This is a genomic window from Pseudomonas sp. 2822-17 (assembly GCF_002742485.1).
In the GTDB taxonomy this organism is placed as follows: domain Bacteria; phylum Pseudomonadota; class Gammaproteobacteria; order Pseudomonadales; family Pseudomonadaceae; genus Aquipseudomonas; species Aquipseudomonas cyclaminis.
In genome coordinates this window covers 22,586-40,834 of sequence record NZ_LJRZ01000537.1, presented here as the reverse complement: position 1 = coordinate 40,834, position 18,249 = coordinate 22,586, and the positions used below count along the sequence as shown (strand labels likewise).

Genomic DNA, 18,249 nt, shown 5'->3' with positions numbered 1-18,249 from the left:
ATCACTTGTTGGCTGAATGTAACCTTGTGGTGAGCGGGCTTCTGTGGTGAGCGGGCTTCTGTGGTGAGCGGGCTTGCCCCGCGCTGGGCTGCGAAGCAGCCCCAACACCAGGCGCTGCGGTTTTCCTGAAAAATCGCGGCGGCCTTATGGGGGCCGCTTCGCTGCCCAGCGCGGGGCAAGCCCGCTCACCACAAAAAAACTGCTCACCAGAAAGAACCGGTTCACCAGAAAGAACCGGTTCACCAGAAAGAACCGGTTCATCACAAAGAACCGGGTCATCACAAAAAAGCCGGTTCACCACAAAAAATGCTCACTACCCAGAGCCCGCTCTTCAAAAAACGGACGGGCTTTACGCGGCTCTTCTGTTTTGCCGATTCAGGAACCTTCAGGGCCCAGAGGGCTCACTTGTTAGGTCGCCCTGTTTCATCGCCGAAAGGAATCCGCATGCTTTCAGCCCCGCCCGCCATTCCCCAGTACGCCCCCGTCGAACGCGAACTCAGCCTGCGTGCCGTCATTACCGGTACGGTGCTTGGCATCTTGCTGACCCCTTCCAATGTGTACGCCGGCCTGAAGATCGGCTGGTCGTTCAATATGTCGATCATCGCGCTGCTGGTGGGATATGCGATCTGGCAAGGCCTGGCCAAACGTTCCACCGATCAGCTGCCCTGGACCCTGCATGAAAGCAATATCAACCAGACTGTCGCCTCGGCCGCCGCCTCGATTATCTCTGGCGGTCTGGTGGCGCCGATCCCGGCTTACACACTGCTGACCGGCAACCAACTGGACGCGCTGCCGATGATCGCCTGGGTGTTCTCGGTGAGTTTCCTGGGCATCTGGATTGCCTGGTACCTGCGGCCGTCATTGCTCAATGACAAGGCGCTGAAGTTCCCCGAAGGCATGGCCACCCTGGAAACCCTGCTGCACATCTACAACCATGGCCGCGAAGCCGCGACGCGTCTGAAGGTGTTGCTCAGCGCGGCGTTGCTGTCCGGGGTGGTGAAGTGGGTGGACACCTTCATGTGGGCCTTCCCGCGCTGGTCGCCGACGGCCCAGTTGGAGCGCCTGACCTTTACCGCCGACCCTTCGCTGTTGCTGCTGGGGTTTGGCGGCATCATCGGTATTCGCGTTGGCCTGACCTTGCTGCTCGGCGCCTTGCTCGCGTGGGGTGGCCTGGGCCCGTGGCTGTTGGCGCAGAACCTGGTGACGTTGCCGGCCGACAGCAGCGGCCCGCAATTTGCCGCGTTGGTGGAGTGGTTGCTGTGGCCGGGGGTGAGCCTGATGGTGTGTTCCACCTTGGCCTCCTTGGCGATTCGCTTGTGGGCATTACGCACCTCCACCAAGGCCGAAGGCGGCAAGATCTGGACCGTGCCCAAGCCCGGTCCGGCTGCGGGTTTTATCCTGTCGATAGGCTTGGTCGTCAGCCTGCAAGCGTTGTTGTTCGGCATCAACCTGTGGATGGCGCTGCTGACCATTCCCCTGGCGATCTGCCTGGCCGCCGTCGCCGCCCGTGTGGTGGGCGCCACTGGCATTCCGCCGATTGGCGCCATCGGGCAATTGTCCCAACTGAGCTTCGGCATCGTCGCCCCCGGCCAGGTGCCGATCAACCTGATGAGCGCCAACACCGCTGGCGGCTCGGCCGGGCAATGCACGGACTTGATGAACGACTTCAAGGTGGGCAAAGCCATTGGCGCGACGCCGCATAAACAAGTGATCGCGCAGATCCTGGGGATTTTCATTGGCAGTATCGTGGGCGTGTTGGCGTACCTGGCGCTGATTCCGGATCCGCAGTCCATGCTGCTCACCGAAGAATGGCCGGCGCCCGCAGTGGCAACGTGGAAAGCCGTGGCGCAAACCCTGACCCATGGGCTGGAGTCCTTGTCGACGAGCATCCGCTGGGCGATTGCCATCGGCGGCGGGGTAGGTGTGTTGCTGGGCGTGCTCGACAGCCTGTTGCCGGCCCATCGCTCCCGTTACTTGCCGAGCGCCGCCGCGTTGGGGCTGGCCTTTGTCCTGCCGGCCTCGGTGTCGTTGATGATGGCGCTGGGCGCGGTGCTGACCTGGCTGGTGAGCTGCCGTTGGCCGAGTCTCACCGAGCGTTTCGCGATTACCGCCGCAGCGGGGTTGATCGCCGGAGAGAGCATCACCGGCGTCGGGGCGTCGTTATGGCAGATGGTGGGGTAGTCGCACACCCACCGTGCCCGCGTTCACTTATTTGGCAAATGCATACTCGCCACCCTGTTCCAGCGCCTGGCGATACGCCGGTCGCGCCTGGAAACGCTGCACCCACGCCGCCAGGTGCGGGTAGGCCTGCAACTTGCCCTGGGCCTTGGCGATTTCACCGATAAAGCTCATCTGGATATCCGCACCGCTCAGCTCATCACCCAGCAGGTACGGCGTGTGTCCCAGCGCATCGTTCAGATAACCCAGGTAATTGGCCACTTCGGATTCGATACGCGGATGCAACGGCGCCCCGGCCTCACCCAGGCGACCCACATACAGATTGAGCATCAGCGGCAACATGGCCGAACCTTCGGCGAAGTGCAGCCATTGCACGTACTGGTCGTAGTCGGCGCTGGCAGGCTCGGGTTGCAGGCGCCCGTCGCCGTGGCGGCGGATCAGGTAGTCGACGATGGCGCCGGACTCGATCACCACGTTGGCGCCGTCTTCAATCACCGGGGACTTGCCCAGGGCGTTGATCGCCTTGAGTTCAGGCGGGGCGAGGTTGGTCTTCGGGTCGCGCTGGTAGCGCTTGATCTCGTAAGGCAGGCCAAGTTCTTCCAGCAGCCACAGGATGCGCTGCGAGCGTGAGTTGTTGAGGTGGTGAACAATGATCATGGGAACTCCGCTGGGCAAGGGGTGTGTTAGGAGCAGACTGCTGTGCCGCCGTAGAGTGCCCTTAATCGGCGCTAAACGCCTCTTCGATGAAGGCCTCCAAGCCTTTCTCTTCCAGAATCTCCATAGAGAAATGCCCAAAGCGCTTGGGCAGCCAGATAATGCGCCCGCCGGACGGGCTTTGCAGGTTCTCCCGCGGCAACGGCTGGCCGTTTTCATCTTCGGGTTGTACGCCCGACGCGATCAGTTCGTCGTAGGCCAGCTCAATGTCGGGCGTCGAGTAGCAGTGGCGGTAAATCATGCCCTCGCCGTGGGCGTCCAACAGCGCCCGCAAATTGCCGGCAATCGGCTGTACCAGCATGAACCGCTCCTGGCCCATCAGCGCCACGGCGTAGCGCACATGCAGGCCGCCGCGGTCCCAGACGAAGGTCTTGGAGATACGCGCCTTGAGGATCTGCGCGTAGTAGGCGCAGGCCTCTTCAAGGTCGTTGACCAGCACATCGACGTGACTGAATTTCAGTTCCATGGCCTGCCTCCCAATAGCTCGATCAGCGCACGACTTCCAGCGCAGTGTATTGATTCACGTAGTGGAACTGGCTCGACGTCGACTCCAGCGTCAACGCCACTCCCAAATCCTCGATAAACGCTCGCGAGGTCTTGTAGTCGCCCTGGTCGCACTCAAGCTTGATGGCGTCTCCGGTCAGCGAAGCAAACACCTCGCGCGCCGGGAAGCGTTCACCCACCTTGCACACCAATGAGGTGGCGGTAGGTGTGTCGGTGGGCTTGGCGGGCACGTTCAGCATCTGCATGTCTGCGCGCAAGGTTTGGCCAGGGGCCCAACTGCTCGGCGCGTTCAATTCGACGGCGAGGGTTTGCAGCACGCGCCCATCGCCGACGCCGTTCATTTTTGACTTCAGCTGGATCAGGTCGGCCAGCATCAGGCGATCGACGTTGAAGGTGTCGCCGTAGACCTCGTTCTTCTTCAGCAGGCCGCCGTCGGCGGTGAAGGTGACCGAGGTCGGGCTGTCCTGGCTGCCGTCGCCTTTCTTGGACAGGTAGGTGTAGCTCAACCTCTTGAACTTCGGTTGCAACAGTGGCGCGGCAAGGCCTTGGAGCACACTGGCGGGTACCTCGACATCGTTGATGCTGGTTTCGACCACGGTGCGCGGGTAGTCGACCGGCGCGATGTCCGGCCGCAGCCACGCCAGCAGCGCCGCATCGACGCCGCCCTGTACCGAGCAACTGACGCGTGTGTGCTCGCCATCCGGCTCGACGATCAGCACCCGCTCAACGTGGCGCGTGCCCGGTGCCTTGCCGGGTTGCGGCTTGATCGCCTGCCAGTGGTCGTCGACCTTGAGTTCGCTGCGAATATAGGCCCCGTCGATTTTTTGCAGCCGTGCAGGTTGGTCCAGCAGCGGGGCAAGGCGTTGGGCAACTTCGTCGACGCCGCCTTGCACAACAAACCCCCAGTAATAGTAGCGCCCCAACTGATCGAGGTCGGTGGCCTCATCGGCATACGACAACAGCTTCAGGCCCGCAATGGGCGGCGCGCTGACGGGCACTTGGTTGGCGTGGCGGTCGGCACGGTTTCTAACGGCGATCCAGGTGAAGTCCTTGTCCTGCTTGAGCGGCGCATAGGCCTGCCATGCGGCGTGGTGGGTGTTCAGGCGGCTGAAGAACGTTGCGTCGCAGCGGGTGAAGGCCTTGAGTGTGTCGGCGAGCGCGGCGTCGTCGGCGTGGGCGATGGCTGGCAGCAACAGGGCAGACGCGAGGAGCAGGGCGGACGCGGGCGACTTCATAAAACGGGATATCCGTATCGGGGCGGGAGGAGGGTATTATCCAGAGATTGCAGGGTGGCCACTAGCGCTGCAGGCGTACACGCCAATTGCTGCGGTGCGAGGCGCTGTCACGCGGTTGGAAGAAATCAAGGGCAAACAGCCAGTCATGGATAACAAAGCACAACTGATCAGACTTGCGGAACAGGCCTCAGACGATCTGTTCTGCTGGAGCCGTTTTGTCGCCCACACCGAGTTCCTGTGGCACGACACCACTCTGGTAACGGACGCTGCCGGGTGGCAGCGCCAGTGGTTTGAGCTGGAAATCGTCAACGGCTTGGCGTTATCGGCTTGGGAAGAGGACGGTCGGCCGCAGGATTGGTCGGCGCGCTGGCGGGAGGGCTATCAGCGAGAGGCGGTTGAGTTGGTGAATGAATTACTGGCGCTGGTGGGGGGCGCTGCTGATCAGATCCACTGATCATTTTCAGCTGTGCGTTCACCGCCTTCGTGACCGGTATTCAAGATGCCGCGTGGTTCGATCATCATCAGCTTGGCTTCGCCTTCTGCGGCGGTGCGGTGTTCGACGCCACGCGGCACCACATACAGTTCGCCCGCCGCCACGTATACCGGGCCGTCCTGCAGGTCGATACGCAGCGTGCCTTCCAGCACCAGAAAGGCCTCATCGGTTTCCGGGTGCGCGTGCCAGATGAATTCACCCTCGATACGCACCACCTTGAACTGGTAGTCGTTCATTTGCGCGACCACTCTAGGGCTCCACTGCTGATCGATGAGCGAGGCTTTGTGGGTGAGATTTACCGGATGCTGAGCCATGGTGGATCCTTGGATGGGTGAGAAGCCCAAGGCTACCCAAGTAGCGAGTTGGCAGGCTTGTACGATCCTGCAAGCAGAGGCGTCTTGATTCAAGCTTGCCCGATTCTCGTCGATAACCTTCAGGAACCCGCTAATCATGGACCGATTAAATGGCATTCTCCGTCAGCTCCGCCTATCTCCCCCCAGCCAGCACCAGCCTCGCACCGTCCGACCAAAAGCTGGTGCCCCAACCGCTGACGGATGTTGCCAAGGACGCCCTGGCAAACGCAGCGCCAGCCGCCATCTACCATCCCAGTGAAGACACCAGCACCACGGCAAAACCGTTGGAGGTCGTCGACACCTGGGTCGGTCGCTCCGAATCGCCCGAGTACCCTCGATACGCCGAGCTCTTCAGGGCTGCGCACAGCACGCTTAAAGCCTCGTTCCAGGCGTTCCAGGCAACGCTTTCTACCACCGCCCCCGACCTTGCCAGCAAGAAATATGGCTTCACAGTAGACGCTGACGGCAGTCTGAAAGTGCTTAATACCGCCGGCCAGCTCAACAGCTCCGACACCCAGCGGCTCACGGATCTGCTCAACAAATCCCTGGGCCTCAAGACCGCCGCCGTCACGTACCGTGATGCCGCCATCGACATGACAGACGCCAGCTCACCCTGGTCCGGCAGTGCCATGGGCTACTACAGCCTGACCCAGGAAAACTTCGCCAACACCATCGACCTGGCGCCGCTGTTCAAAGACAAGCACAGCCTGGTACCGGCCGAGTTCAGGGACGCAGAGTTTGTGACCCAACTGGCCTACAAAGGCGAACGGGCGACTGAGGCGACGGAAGCGGCGATGTTGGCGCGGCGGGCAGCGCAGCGGTTCAGTACCCAGGCGTGACCCACGCATGCAGGTTTTTTGTAGTGAGCGGGCTTGCCCCGCGCTGCGTCACCACTTATAGGATGTGTGCAATGCCCCGCTGTGCTGATCAACACGCTGTTGTCGTCTTGGCCGCAGCTTCCCATGACGACCTGGAAGATCTGGTCGCCATCAGAATTGAAGCCATGCGCGAGAGTCTCGAACGCGTTGGGCGCTTCGACCCCCGGCGCGCGCGCGAGCGATTTGTCGCGAGGTTCGACGTCCAGAGTACTCGCCGCATAGAAGTAGCGGGCGAGTTGGTCGGTTTTGTGGTGGTCAAAGACCATCAGCGCGAGCTTTTGCTTGAGCACCTTTACGTCATACCAAGCGCTCAGCGGGCCGGAATTGGCGCTTACGTGCTGAATCAGATTTTTAGAGAAGCTGATCAGCTACGTCGCTCCCTCAACGTGGGCGCTCTCAAGGAAAGCGCTGCCAATCGCTTTTATACACGTCATGGTTTCGTGTTCGTGGAGAGCGGTGAGTTCGATAACTACTATGTGCGTGTCAGCGGCTCTTAATGATTGGCCTTCATCCGCCCCAGAATCGCCGTACGCACACACCCCCAGGCGATCACGCCGATAATCAGCACCTCGACCACGCCCACCAGTACATTGAATGAAAACACCCACGGCTGCTCGGCCCAGTAAAAGCTCGCCGAGCCCGAGCGAACACCGCTGACCCGCAGCCGCCCAGTGAACAGCGCGCGCACCAAGCCGACGACATGCGTCAGCTCCAGCACCGCGAAGAATGCACCCAGCAGTGAAAGCAGGGCACGTGCCGCAATGCCGAGCTTATCGGTGGACTCAGCCGCAGGCGTGGGCCCTCTGACTTTGCGCCGCCTGGCGACCTTCGCCGGTGCTGGCGCAGGCCTATAGGGTGCCGGCGTTGCCGACCCCACGACCACCTCAGTGGGCACCGCCACGCCCAGGTAATCGGCCAGTTCACGCAGCCACACATCGGTGCGTTTGCTCCCCGGCACCACCGGCACGTTATCGGTGGTCAACCGTTGCTCGGTGCCGTCGCGCATCACCAGCCACAGCTGGGTATAGGCGGGCTCGGCCTGCGGGCGGCGGCGAAGTTCGAGGTGGTGAGGTTTATCGATGCTGAAGACCGACTGCACACGCTCGCGGCCGCCGAAAAAGTTTCGGGTGCGGCGCTTGCCCTCACCGTTCACTCGCGACAACAGCAACGTCTCGCGGGTGCCGGTGTACACCATCAGCAGCAGGCCAAGGGCGGGAATAAGCAGCAGCAGGAGTACGATCAGCAGCGAACTCAGCGGATCCACCTCTGCCAACTGCGAGCCGCCGTCGGTGAACCAGAACAGCACGAAGGCCAAAGGCAGGATGAACGCCATTGCGCCAGTCAGCAGCACAAACACGCTTTGCACGCCGTTGCGCGAGTGGACGTGCAAGTCATCCTGGGCGGTGCGCTCGAAGCGATGGCCAATCACTATGCAAATCTCCTGATGCGCCTTGAGGGTCAACGGTTGCAGGCATTGGGCGATGTTAACGCCGTGGAGAATACCTTATGCCGAGACAACTGCCTGCTGAGAGGCCGAACACCGCCCCTCACGACGGCAGAGTGTCCGGCGGCTGCCAGCGCGCCGCAATCGGCCCCCACGAATTTATCACCTGTTATGCAATGCGCCTCCTTTCTCGTGGTCTCTACCCTGACTCCGCAAAAGGACAGGCTTCATGTCGATACGCACTGCGCTCTGCCTGCTGACCCTGCCATTGTTCGCAGGCTGCCAGTATTTCCCCCACACCGATTACTTCACGGCCCCTGCAAACGAGCCCAATCCCGCCTGGATACGCATCGTCAACTTCACGCAGCATGCCGACCTGTACCAATACGAAAACGGTAAACGTTCGGGTGGCGTGATTCGCAGCGGGCTGCTTCCGTTCATCCATACCCAGGATCAGGGGATGCCGAAAGCGGGGCAAACCCTCACGTCGGACTATTACGAAACGCAAATCCGGCCCGGCATCGAAACGCACGTGGGCATGTCCTGGGAGGGCGCACGTACGCGATCCTGCTTCGTCACGGCGAAGTTCACGCCCCAGGCTGGGCGCTTTTACCAGTTCAGGCTGACATCAGGTTCATCAGGCACTTGCACGTTGTACCCCTCGCTGATCGAGCGCGACAAAGACGGAGAGGGGTGGCATCTCACGCCAAACTCGCAGGTGACGTACAAGGGCGGAGGGCCGACAGCCAAAACCCATTACAACAACAGCCGCTTTGAGGATCCCGATTACCATCCGCCTGCGGACCTCTATCCCGGCGTTGACGTTTTATAAATAGGTTAACCACGAGATCAATATGGGTTATCACGTCAGCCACAGATACGGTGCCATGAACGCTGATCCTGGCATACACACATTCTCTGAGCTTCTCGCCGAACTGCAAACGCGCGGACAAGATGAGGAGCATGGGCAGGTGTCGGTGACCAACGATGCAGAGTGGTGCATCGCTGTAAACCTGTCGGGCACCGTCACTTTTTGAAAATCTGGAGACCGGTGATCCTCGCCATATGAGGCAAGTGCCGGGGGACAAGATTCTGGAATTGTGGGGGTTATTGGCGGAGGGGGATGTTGCGACTATTGAGCAGGAGCCGTGGGTGGTTGGTTATGGGTGAGTTTATGTGTTCGTTGGGCGATGTGAGTTGAGGTCTTTGGGTTGGCCGGCAGTAGGGACGCGATTCTGCCTTCTCTTAGGCTTTGGTGGCTGGCAGTTATCGGCCGGAAGCGGGCATTGGGTGGCACATGGCGATATATTCCCGGTATAGCAATCTACCTTCATTCACGATACTCGCTAAAGACAATGGTCAGGAAAGACATGAACTTCACCGACGAATTAGTAGCCGCCTTCCCGGCAAGCAATCCGGTACCTCCAGTATTACGCCAGACCATGGAATTCCTGGAAGCATTAGGCTGCGTCCGTCACTATAGGACTGGGGGCCGCTACATGACTTTGCATCCCGAACCTGAATACAACAACAGCGCTATCACCGCCTTTCACGTTCCGGACTCCGCCGATACTGCTCGATGGACGGCCTGCGCAGATCCCAGAGTAAACGAGCGGCTATCAATATTCCTCAGGACTGGTGGCGATGGATCGTGGGCGGGGTTGTGGCTGGACGACCACGATCAGCAGCGAATCGTCCATCTTGGCTCGGGCTCGGGATCAGACATGCTCTGCGTCTTGACTAATAGTACGCAAGACCTGATTCGCTTACTGGCCATCGGTTACAACGAGCACTGCTGGCCAGAGGAGTTTACGAGAACACCGGCCGAACTGCGGGAGCAGCAATACGCAGATGATGACTACCCAGCACCACCTAGGGCATTGCGGACGTACGTGGAACGCACGCTTGGCCTCAGCGTCCCGGCGCGCGCATCAGATCTCATCTTAAGCACAACAAGCATGGACGCGCATGAATCCAGTGATCCTTTCTGGAACTGGCTCAAACAGGTAAGAAATGATTGAAAGGTCCCGTCACGATCTCGACCACCAGAAGGTCAGAGAATCGCAGGATTTTTCATCAAGCCTTGGATTAATTGGCCGCTCGCAACGGGCGTAGACCAGCAAAAAATCGACGTTAGACACGTAATCGCGAGCTGCCTAATCCAAGCTTCGAAGTCATGATAGGGGAAAAATATGGCAGGAGGGAATATCATCTGCGGCACCTTCCAAAGTGCTGACAAATCCGGATCAGCCTTGGAGGCTGTGTTAGAGGCACTCCCGTTGCAGGCTTACGAACTGGTCGAAAATGTTAAACAGCAACTCGATACAGCAGAATTTGTCCTCATAGAGGTTGAACAAGCGAAAAGCTTGCTTCCATTCTTACAGGTCTACCAGGCTCAATTGATCGCTGAGATCGGGCACGATGATTGGGCTCGCGCAACGCAGGAGGAAGAGTCTTCGCTTGAACCTGTCGCGGCAAAGTGGGGATCAGGTAAGGGATGGAGGCTTTACTGTGTACGAGATCTCGTAGGGGCCTGTGAAAATTCGTTGGTAGAGATGGAACCAGTCTGCATCACGTTTAGTTAACTGCTTTCAGCTCGTTTTCACACAACCTGGGCGATAGCAGCCCTTTGCCAAAGGCAGCCATCGACCAACAGCAACTCCTGGGCTTCTCCGCGTTGCGGGTTCAACAAAAGCGAGACCGCTCCGCGAAGACACCCAGGGGTAAAGCATGGCTCTTCGGCCGATGCTTACAGACCGACCGCTATCGGCCAAAAGCGGACGATTGGCGTATGAAAATAGACCTATCACCTTTGGTTAAGAGCGCACCAGATCAAGCACGAAAATGACCACACGTCCTTCTCGGACTGATTTGCTAACAGCGAGCATCTCCCGCAATTTATCCGGTGTTTGAGGTGGCTCCGTACCTCGTGCTGGGTTTCTAAGGAGCTTGTTCGATGGTTGTCGATCGCCAAACCAGAGAACAAGATAGATCCCGCGACCCTCAGCCCGCCAATCTCGCGTATAGAGTCTATCTAGCTGCTTATCTGCGCCGCTCCAAAGTTCCGAGTGCCACTGCCCTTTCACTTCAATCGGTATCCGCATAGCGCCCGCTGAGCAGGCGATATCAACCTCCTTGTCGGCGGCGACATGCGCCTCAGGATCAAAAATGACTCCCGTCGCCCCCTGGCGAAAAAGCCCCAGCAGATGATCTCGGCAGCGCTCCTCCGCGAATGGCACACTATTTTCGTCATAGAAGCCGCGCCAAGATTCGGCATCGTCACTTCTGATCTTTGCTTGGACGATTGAAAGCTCTTCAAGCACGAGTGTCTGCAGATCGGCAGCTGACACTGGCAGGAGATTACGTGAAATTGCGTTGATCTCTTTTAAAGAAGCAGGAGCATAGGCCGCCTCGACAAAGATTCGCGCTTGCTCGGCGATAACAACTTTGACCGACTCGGTATAACCGTCGGCCGGGGAGCGCCCTAAGCGTTGCAACGCATCAATCGCGCCCTCGCTGGAGTCGTTGCCCAGACGATGAATGAGATGAAGAATATAGTTGCTTGCATCCCAAGGGTTGGTATCGCCCCCCGAAGGTCCACTGGGACGATCCACCATTGGCCAGATTGGTCGAAAGGTCGTGATGACCCACTCAAGCTGCGCAAGACTGAGAGCAACACTAATGCCCTCGCCAAAACGTCCACCTGTGCGATACCGCAAATGCCAGAGCAACTCAGGCTCGATAGTGGAAGCATCAAGCCGCGCTACGGCAGACTCAAAATCGACGATAAAACCGATAGCATCCCAATTTCGCCGTCGCCCATTATCGGTCAGCCCTACGCGAGCAGTGGCTGCGCGACGTAACGTCTCAAATCGCCCTGAACGGATAAGCCGATCAAGCAATTCTGCTTCAGGTCCAAGCGGAATATCTGGAAAGCGCTCTATCCATTCTGAAGCCAGGTCAGTAGCCTGCTCAGCATGACTTTCGTCTCGCATAAGGACATGGAGGCCGTCTACCAATTCACACCGAGCCTGAAGTTGAGGCTCATGGTAGAGCCGCATAGCCTCCTTCCAGACGCCGCGGACCTCTATAGCGGAATCGACCGCCTCTCTGAGTCCAGCAATTCCAGCATGACTGTCAATGCTGGTACGACGCAGCTCAAAGAGTCCCGCCATCAGACGCTCATCATTGAGATCATCGAACCCTATGCCCTTCCTGAGGCGCTCGGCGAGTGCGGCAACGATAACGTAGCTAGCTTCGTAGATTCTGCCCTGAGCAAGGCCATCCGCAATTTTCTCTGCAGTAGGAATGGGTGGATCAAGTGCCAGAAAAGCTTCGAACCCCACATGTGCAACGTCGGCGATATCCTCTCCAAGCCATTGAGAAACCCGATTATGGGCAGGCACATCCTCTCCAATATCGTTGAAGAGGTTGAGATAAGCCTTAGCGGGATCGACGATTGTGCTGTAGGCACCTAACCGCATTTGATCGATACAAGTCGCATATTGTTTCCGATGTCCTGCATGCACCGCAGCTTGTTTTACTCGACGAATACGCCCGCTTTCAGCCTGCCTGATTTCCCATTCGTGTAAGACAGGCGTTGCAAGCTTATCGACCCACTCCAATAGATCAGGGCTGTGTGCTGCGAAGGCCCTGGCGGCTGCGCGAACCTCTACACCTATTTCTTCGCCATGTGGGGTGAGCTGGACCAAATCACGCCAGCGTTCATCGCTATGATCGAGCGGATCCAGCGCATCAAGTAATACGATTACGTCGGCGGCCGTAGGAGCGAAACCATGTGACCGTTCGTTCAGCCGCCAAGCTTGTTGCCAGGGGGTGTGATCACTGGGTAGCTCGAGAAGTACATAACGTTGCATGGCCTGCCGAAAGCGATCATCGCTTCGGATGAAGGCGTCTAGCTGCTGACGAGATTCGCGCTGATACCCGACACTAGAGTCAAATGGTTCTAGCCACGACCAAAGCTTGTCGGTAGTGACGCCTCCGGCCGCCACACCGCGTCCGATCAAGTGATATGCAAAATCGGTTAAGGTGTCATTCCCTGGACGTTCGTAGCGTTTACCAAGCCTTTTTGCCGCTACAGCTAATCGGTCCAGAACACCTTCGATCTTAGACTCCGGAAGATTTCTTTCCAGGCCCATCAAGACGCCAATCGTACGACCGCCCTTTAGAGCATATCCAACCACAAGGTCGACAATCAGCTCATCATCGATCTGTTCGTACCCAATATCCTCTACCAGCTCGACGGCCAGTCGAATCGAAAGCTCACCTTCATATCCGTGCAAAGTGCGGAGAATGGCCGTCCAATCACTCTCGTCATCTTGCTCGACAAGCGCCTCACCTGCTGCTCTCCGGCACGCGAAAGTCGCCTGTGGGTCGAGAACTAGACCTCTTAAGTCATCTGCTAACTCTGTCGCGATTTTTTGTCCCTTGATCGCTTCGAGTACTAGAAGACGAAGGCTGAACGGTGTTTGAGCTGCAGTGATCAGTCGGCGTATGTCTTCGATGAGCTCAAGCTGAGCGATTCCACCAACCGAGTAAGCTCCCCAATCGCGAAAACGAGGGTTGTCCGTTGCAAGTATTTCCAGCGCTGCAATAAGAGAACGAGCCTGTTCAACCGCTAGATCGTCTGCATCACCGTATTCGACGATGCCCATTGGATCGGCGGTGATCACCGCTTGGGCAAGTGCTGGATCACGAGCAAGCCAGGCATGAATGCCACGTAGACTTGCCGGCACGAGTCCATGGCTGTGAAACATTGACAGAAGGCGCCTACGTTTTGGCGGAGTATCAGCCTGTTTTGCAAGCCACCGGGCTCCAAGATACTCGCCGACACGGCGATGCAGATAGCTGAAACGATCGGCCCCGTCTGCTTTAAAAAGCCGCGAGGCTAGCATGGCCCCTATGTACTCTCCTTGAGGGAGGCGAGAAATGTCGGTGAGCTGCAACTCGCCTTCAGCAGCACTCGCCGCAGAGGTTCGAACGATGGCTTCACTACCAGTAAGAATCAGGCCAGCAAATGCGGCACCTGCGGCCTCAAGCGCTATCTCTCGCGCAAGCTGACTGTCGGCTTTAGCATCCCGATGCTCCACCCGCAAAACCTCGACTGCTCGCTCGAAAAGCTCACTACGTGTATCAGGCAGTTTTCCCTTCTCGGCAATACTGGTGATGAGTTCAAGAGTCTGTGGATTGCCAAGTAACCCGTTGAGCCCGCGTGCGTTGAAATGCTCGACCACTTCCTTAGCGGTCTCGCCTCCAAGCGACGCACTTAGAAAGATTGCCGCGTCGTCATTATTAAAGGGTTCAAGATGCAGCTCAAGAGGCCCCTCTGAGTACTGCTCGCGAATAGCCTCTAAACCAGTGGCGCTGCGCCAATCTGCGACACGACACGATAGAACGAAGTGAGGACAGCCGAGTTTACCGAGCTGTCGTAAAACGAGATCCACTGCATCGCCGTCTCTTTGGGAACTCACTTCATCGAGTGCGTCAATCACTAAAGTCTGGGCATCGCCCAGAAGTGTTTTCGGATCGTGACGATTAATCAGTTGGCGAGCAGTGCAGCGTGCATAACTTGGAAAGGTGGCAAGCCACTCAAGCAGATGCGACTTTCCCATTCCGGCTTCGCCGAGAATAACTAACGGCTCGGCTCGTTTGAGCAGGTCCGCCTGAGACAATTCGACTCGGCCGTTTGGGGCATCGTACCAAAGGGTTCGTTCGATGATCTCGTGCACCATCAATTTTGCGCTTGCACTCATGTCTGAGCCTCATCTGGAGCCTGCTTAATCAGCGGATACTAGCTTGATGAAATGTATAATGCCTCTGGGCGAATGGACTATCGCGCATAGCCGTTCCCTGATCGGAAGCGGCCCGTAGCTATCGGCTGCAATCGGCCAGAAGTGGACGATCACCTAAGGGTGGGCCGCAGCCAAAAGCCCCGAGGACAAACAAGCGCCTCTCCTATTGCTGTATAAATCCGTCAGCCGCGAACGGACCGTTTCTTCCAGTCCAGATGTAGCATCTCTATGAAGCACATATTTCGAAAGGGCCAAAATATTATAATAAAGAGTGCTACATGGTGTGGGATTCATCACTTACTTCTAAAAGAATAGATTTCTCTTGATTTTTAATGTTGGAGAGACTGCCTAGCAATTCTCGATGCTCCTTTTCAAGCTTTTCAATCGAGCGGTCTGCGGAGACCAAACTTTTTCTAAACACTTCCATGTTTTCGGAGTTTATACGACTGCCATCTGTAGAGCTTTGTTGAAGAATGGCTCGAACTCCACTCTGTCTAGAAATTGCATCATCTAAATAGATTCGAACGTCATTAAGTCGAGCCACTACCGCCTCTTTCTCTTCAGACAATATATCCAGTCTGCGGCTAAGATTATGTCGCCACGCAGGAGAGGTAGCGTCTGTACCGTTCATAATGTTACTGGATGGCCAATGAACGTTCAAAAGCTGGTCAAATACAGACACCTCCGAATCTTCAACGCGGACATCACGAATTTCATTAACTGCTTGCTGTGACGTCTCTTGCTGCAAGTACATATTGGCTCTCTCAAGAAAGCGATCAGGAGGGTACATGTAAAACGACTTTCCGGTCAAAGATAGAAACTCCTCTATTAGTTGAGGTTGAGGCCCTATAGTTTTGCCATTAAATAACAGCCACCAATCTTCTTTCACATCCCCAGTAATGAAGATCACGGGTTTTTCGTCGGCTTTCGATTTATCAATTAACTGCAACCAAACTATATAGTCTCCATAAGGCTTGCAAACGTCCAAAAACAAAGCGGAATTTCCTCCTTTTTTAATGTCACAGTATCCAGGAGGGGTTCTTTCTTCATACCGAGCCTTTCCTTTCAATATGATTTCTTCAGTTTTTTCTTTTGTAAAACTCTCCCCCACCTTATCTACAAGCAACTTCTCAAGCTGATCCTTTATTTCATCATTATTAATACGCTTTTCGTGAATTGACTTATTTTCATTTAGCTCAGCGACAAGCGTTTCAAATATTCCAATACTTGAAGCTAATGTATCTTTCGAAACAAACGGATGCTGATTGTTATTTTCAAGACTTTTTCTTAGTGCTTCTATTTTTTTTATTGCGTCATCGTATATCTTTGACTGCTCACCAATCACGACCAGTCTATTATTTAAATATTCATAAGCAACTTGATTTGGAATCCAAAGGCGATCTGCAAGGGCATTGAATACCTGTAATAACTCGGAGCGAGTTGAATCGGAATATCTATACAAGCTGAGTAAGACATTTGCATCCAAAACAAAAATGCATTCATCCCATAATTTCTCAATATCAGATAGTCCATTGGCAAAGAAACCAGGAAACTCTCTTTTCATTCTGCACCTCAAAAATTAATAAACGTCAGCATTACGATTGAGAAACAGCACCGAAATTTCTAATGTGCCACCATTTATTTAAAGTCGGAAACGGCTAGCAAATCTCACCTATCCCGATGAAAAATTTCGACAAGATGCAAAATGTAATCCTTCCGTCCGCTTATGTCCGATTGATACCTACCTTGATCGGCAATAAACGGACGACTCGGTTAAAAGCAGTTGATTTCTAAAGAGAAACTAGCAAGTTTCCAAGGGTGCTGTAAATCATATCGTGCAGTTTGCGGCTCGTTCCGATCGCTCGATAAAATACAGCAGTGCAGGGGCACATTAACTTTTTAGAGAGAAAAGCATCACATATCGAAGCCGCTTTTCTGAAGGTACCCTATGAGCTCGGATACTCGAATGAAAGTATTTTTTCCATTCGGGTTACCTTCAGCTCCTTTGGCGGCTACCCCTACCACATGATAACTTGAGTTAATGACTGCCCCGCCGCTGTTTCCTGCGTACAAGGTTTTGTCAACCTCGCTGTGTTGGACGTCATGTAGTGGGTATTTGTTTGTGATGCGGCATTTCAGAATGCCTACGTGAAAACCAGTCTTGTGATTAGGGAACCCCAAAACAGCTACTCGATCACCTATGTTCGGCTCTTTTGTCACCTCAAGGGTGAAGTGCTCTAGGTCGTCGGGAGCATTTTTAATTTTGAGCACGGCCAGATCAAGATACTTGTTTCGAATGATGACCTGTGCCTCATATACTCCTTCGTCTTCACCAACGCGATAAACTAAGCACTCATCATACTCATGCCGTCTCTCTTTGGTTTGGTAGCTAAGATTGTGCTCACAAGTGACAATCAATCCGCCCTGTATCATAAAGGCAGTGCCTTGGATTTGAACAAGGTTGTCTTCTATCCTTTCTGATATTTCGGTAACCCAGCACTTTGTTTTAATAAACTCCCCGACCTTGAAGTTGTCCGAGTCTTCAGTTGTTGCAATCGGTGCATTCGGGACTTTAGACCTGATCGGAAGCATATTGTATCGTTGTGCAAGTCTTCGGTAGACTACTGAGCTTTCTCCAACGACCTGCTTTATGAATAACAAGCGACCTTGGAGGTGCGACTCCAAAACGCCTGAGCTATTTGGGTTCTTTTGCTTGTAAATAGCATTGGCCGCCTCTACCCCATTCTTTTCTAGGGAGTGGATTAATGCTGCTGTTTTTCTAATGTAAGGGCGGGGAACATTTGGTTTCTGGTTAGTAACCAGCCCCGTAACAGTTCGCCGCTCGCCAGGGCCTTGCAGTCTCACCTTATCGAAATTAATAGTGAATCCGTGCTGTCGCACCAACGATTGGAGTTCTTGTCCTGTCCGGCTGTAATAGTGATTTGGCTTACCATTGGAAATACTATATTCCACCACTCCAGGAGGAAGAAACTCAGCTGGACAATAGAATGAAAGTGTTATGTCGTCAGCATATCTGGTATAAACAGCTCTGTTTCTTTTGGCTAGCGAATACAAATCGCGATCTAAGCTAGCGCAAAGCATATTTGAAAGTATTGGAGAGCTCGGTGCACCTTGGGGAAGAATCCCGTTAATTGTAGCGAGGTGAGCTATAACGGTCGCTGTTTCGGGCGTGAGAGAATACGGTTTAGATATAAGCATTCCGCGAATGCGAGCGAAGGTAATAGTGCCAAAAAAATTCTCCAAATCAATATTGAAGACATATGGTTTTCGGCAATGTGGATATGCGTTCGAGACAATAGACCCCCCGTCCAGAAATGCCTTGACCGGCTCGCGCGGCTTGTAAATTTTCTTAAGCAGAGAAGCCAGTCGAGATTGAAGGGTTTTCAACTTGTCGGATGGAGCCAAAATCCTGCGCTTTCCTCCGTTCTTCTTAGGGATATCAAAGGCTAAATAATGGCGTTGCCTATCCCCGCGATAGTAAAGACGCTTAATCTTTCCATAATCCGTGCCAAGAAGCTGTGCAAGCTCTGCTGGGGATGTTGACGGACTCAGAGATAAAAAGTTGAGGAAGAAGCCTCCATTCATATTTCACCATATTCCTTTAAGCATAACGTCGC

General features: G+C 55.3%; 16 protein-coding genes. 8 read left to right on the top strand and 8 right to left on the bottom strand.

The features are described from left to right. The first annotated feature begins 444 nt into the window (after positions 1-444). Entirely contained in the window at positions 445-2,181 is a 1,737-nt protein-coding gene (locus AOA60_RS22490) for an OPT family oligopeptide transporter (RefSeq protein WP_099586291.1), read from the top strand. Between the two features lie 27 nt (positions 2,182-2,208). Here AOA60_RS22490 and AOA60_RS22485 read toward each other — a convergent pair whose 3' ends face one another. The 3 genes from AOA60_RS22485 to AOA60_RS22475 all read right to left on the bottom strand — a co-directional run bounded on the left by AOA60_RS22485 (position 2,209) and on the right by AOA60_RS22475 (position 4,631). Then, a complete protein-coding gene (locus AOA60_RS22485; RefSeq protein ID WP_099586290.1) occupies positions 2,209-2,835 on the bottom strand; it encodes a glutathione S-transferase family protein in 627 nt (208 codons plus the stop codon). 61 nt (positions 2,836-2,896) lie between these two features. Then, complete coding sequence (locus AOA60_RS22480) at positions 2,897-3,358, bottom strand: VOC family protein (RefSeq protein WP_099586289.1); 462 nt, start codon at positions 3,356-3,358, stop codon at positions 2,897-2,899. A 22-nt stretch (positions 3,359-3,380) separates the two neighbouring features. Further along, positions 3,381-4,631 (bottom strand): hypothetical protein, encoded by a 1,251-nt coding sequence (locus AOA60_RS22475; RefSeq protein ID WP_099586288.1) that lies wholly within the window; start codon positions 4,629-4,631, stop codon positions 3,381-3,383. Between the two features lie 145 nt (positions 4,632-4,776). Between AOA60_RS22475 and AOA60_RS22470 the strand changes: the two genes are divergently transcribed. Then, positions 4,777-5,085: a hypothetical protein gene (locus AOA60_RS22470; protein ID WP_099586392.1), complete on the top strand. Its 309-nt coding sequence runs from the start codon at positions 4,777-4,779 to the stop codon at positions 5,083-5,085. On the opposite strand, the gene AOA60_RS22465 is transcribed toward AOA60_RS22470, so the two are convergent. Beyond that, positions 5,073-5,438 (bottom strand): cupin domain-containing protein, encoded by a 366-nt coding sequence (locus AOA60_RS22465; protein WP_099586287.1) that lies wholly within the window; start codon positions 5,436-5,438, stop codon positions 5,073-5,075. The two genes, AOA60_RS22470 and AOA60_RS22465, sit on opposite strands and share 13 nt — an antisense overlap. Before the next feature lie 149 nt (positions 5,439-5,587). Between AOA60_RS22465 and AOA60_RS22460 the strand changes: the two genes are divergently transcribed. Then, entirely contained in the window at positions 5,588-6,316 is a 729-nt protein-coding gene (locus tag AOA60_RS22460) for a hypothetical protein (RefSeq protein ID WP_099586286.1), read from the top strand. Positions 6,317-6,387: 71 nt separating this feature from the next. Next, positions 6,388-6,852, top strand: coding sequence for a GNAT family N-acetyltransferase (locus tag AOA60_RS22455; protein ID WP_099586285.1), 465 nt, complete (start codon positions 6,388-6,390; stop codon positions 6,850-6,852). Here the strand turns inward: AOA60_RS22455 and AOA60_RS22450 are convergent. Then, a complete protein-coding gene (locus AOA60_RS22450; protein ID WP_099586391.1) occupies positions 6,849-7,787 on the bottom strand; it encodes a hypothetical protein in 939 nt (312 codons plus the stop codon). The genes AOA60_RS22455 and AOA60_RS22450 overlap by 4 nt on opposite strands. Positions 7,788-8,028: 241 nt before the next feature. On the opposite strand from AOA60_RS22450, the gene AOA60_RS22445 reads away from it, so the two are divergent. From AOA60_RS22445 to AOA60_RS22430, 4 genes are all read left to right on the top strand, one after another. After that, entirely contained in the window at positions 8,029-8,631 is a 603-nt protein-coding gene (locus tag AOA60_RS22445) for a hypothetical protein (protein ID WP_099586284.1), read from the top strand. 22 nt (positions 8,632-8,653) lie between these two features. Then, entirely contained in the window at positions 8,654-8,836 is a 183-nt protein-coding gene (locus AOA60_RS22440) for a hypothetical protein (protein WP_099586283.1), read from the top strand. A gap of 333 nt (positions 8,837-9,169) precedes the next feature. Further along, entirely contained in the window at positions 9,170-9,820 is a 651-nt protein-coding gene (locus AOA60_RS22435) for a hypothetical protein (RefSeq protein ID WP_099586282.1), read from the top strand. A 171-nt stretch (positions 9,821-9,991) separates the two neighbouring features. After that, a complete protein-coding gene (locus AOA60_RS22430) occupies positions 9,992-10,384 on the top strand; it encodes a hypothetical protein (protein WP_099586281.1) in 393 nt (130 codons plus the stop codon). A gap of 231 nt (positions 10,385-10,615) precedes the next feature. Here the strand turns inward: AOA60_RS22430 and AOA60_RS34010 are convergent, their stop codons facing one another. The 3 genes from AOA60_RS34010 to AOA60_RS22415 all read right to left on the bottom strand — a co-directional run bounded on the left by AOA60_RS34010 (position 10,616) and on the right by AOA60_RS22415 (position 18,217). Then, positions 10,616-14,572, bottom strand: a complete 3,957-nt coding sequence (locus AOA60_RS34010) for an NACHT domain-containing NTPase (RefSeq protein WP_256592863.1) — start codon at positions 14,570-14,572, stop codon at positions 10,616-10,618. A 313-nt stretch (positions 14,573-14,885) separates the two neighbouring features. After that, positions 14,886-16,175: a PIN domain-containing protein gene (locus AOA60_RS22420; RefSeq protein WP_143522479.1), complete on the bottom strand. Its 1,290-nt coding sequence runs from the start codon at positions 16,173-16,175 to the stop codon at positions 14,886-14,888. Between the two features lie 350 nt (positions 16,176-16,525). Then, positions 16,526-18,217 (bottom strand): trypsin-like peptidase domain-containing protein, encoded by a 1,692-nt coding sequence (locus AOA60_RS22415; protein ID WP_099586279.1) that lies wholly within the window; start codon positions 18,215-18,217, stop codon positions 16,526-16,528. Between the last annotated feature and the right edge of the window lie 32 nt (positions 18,218-18,249).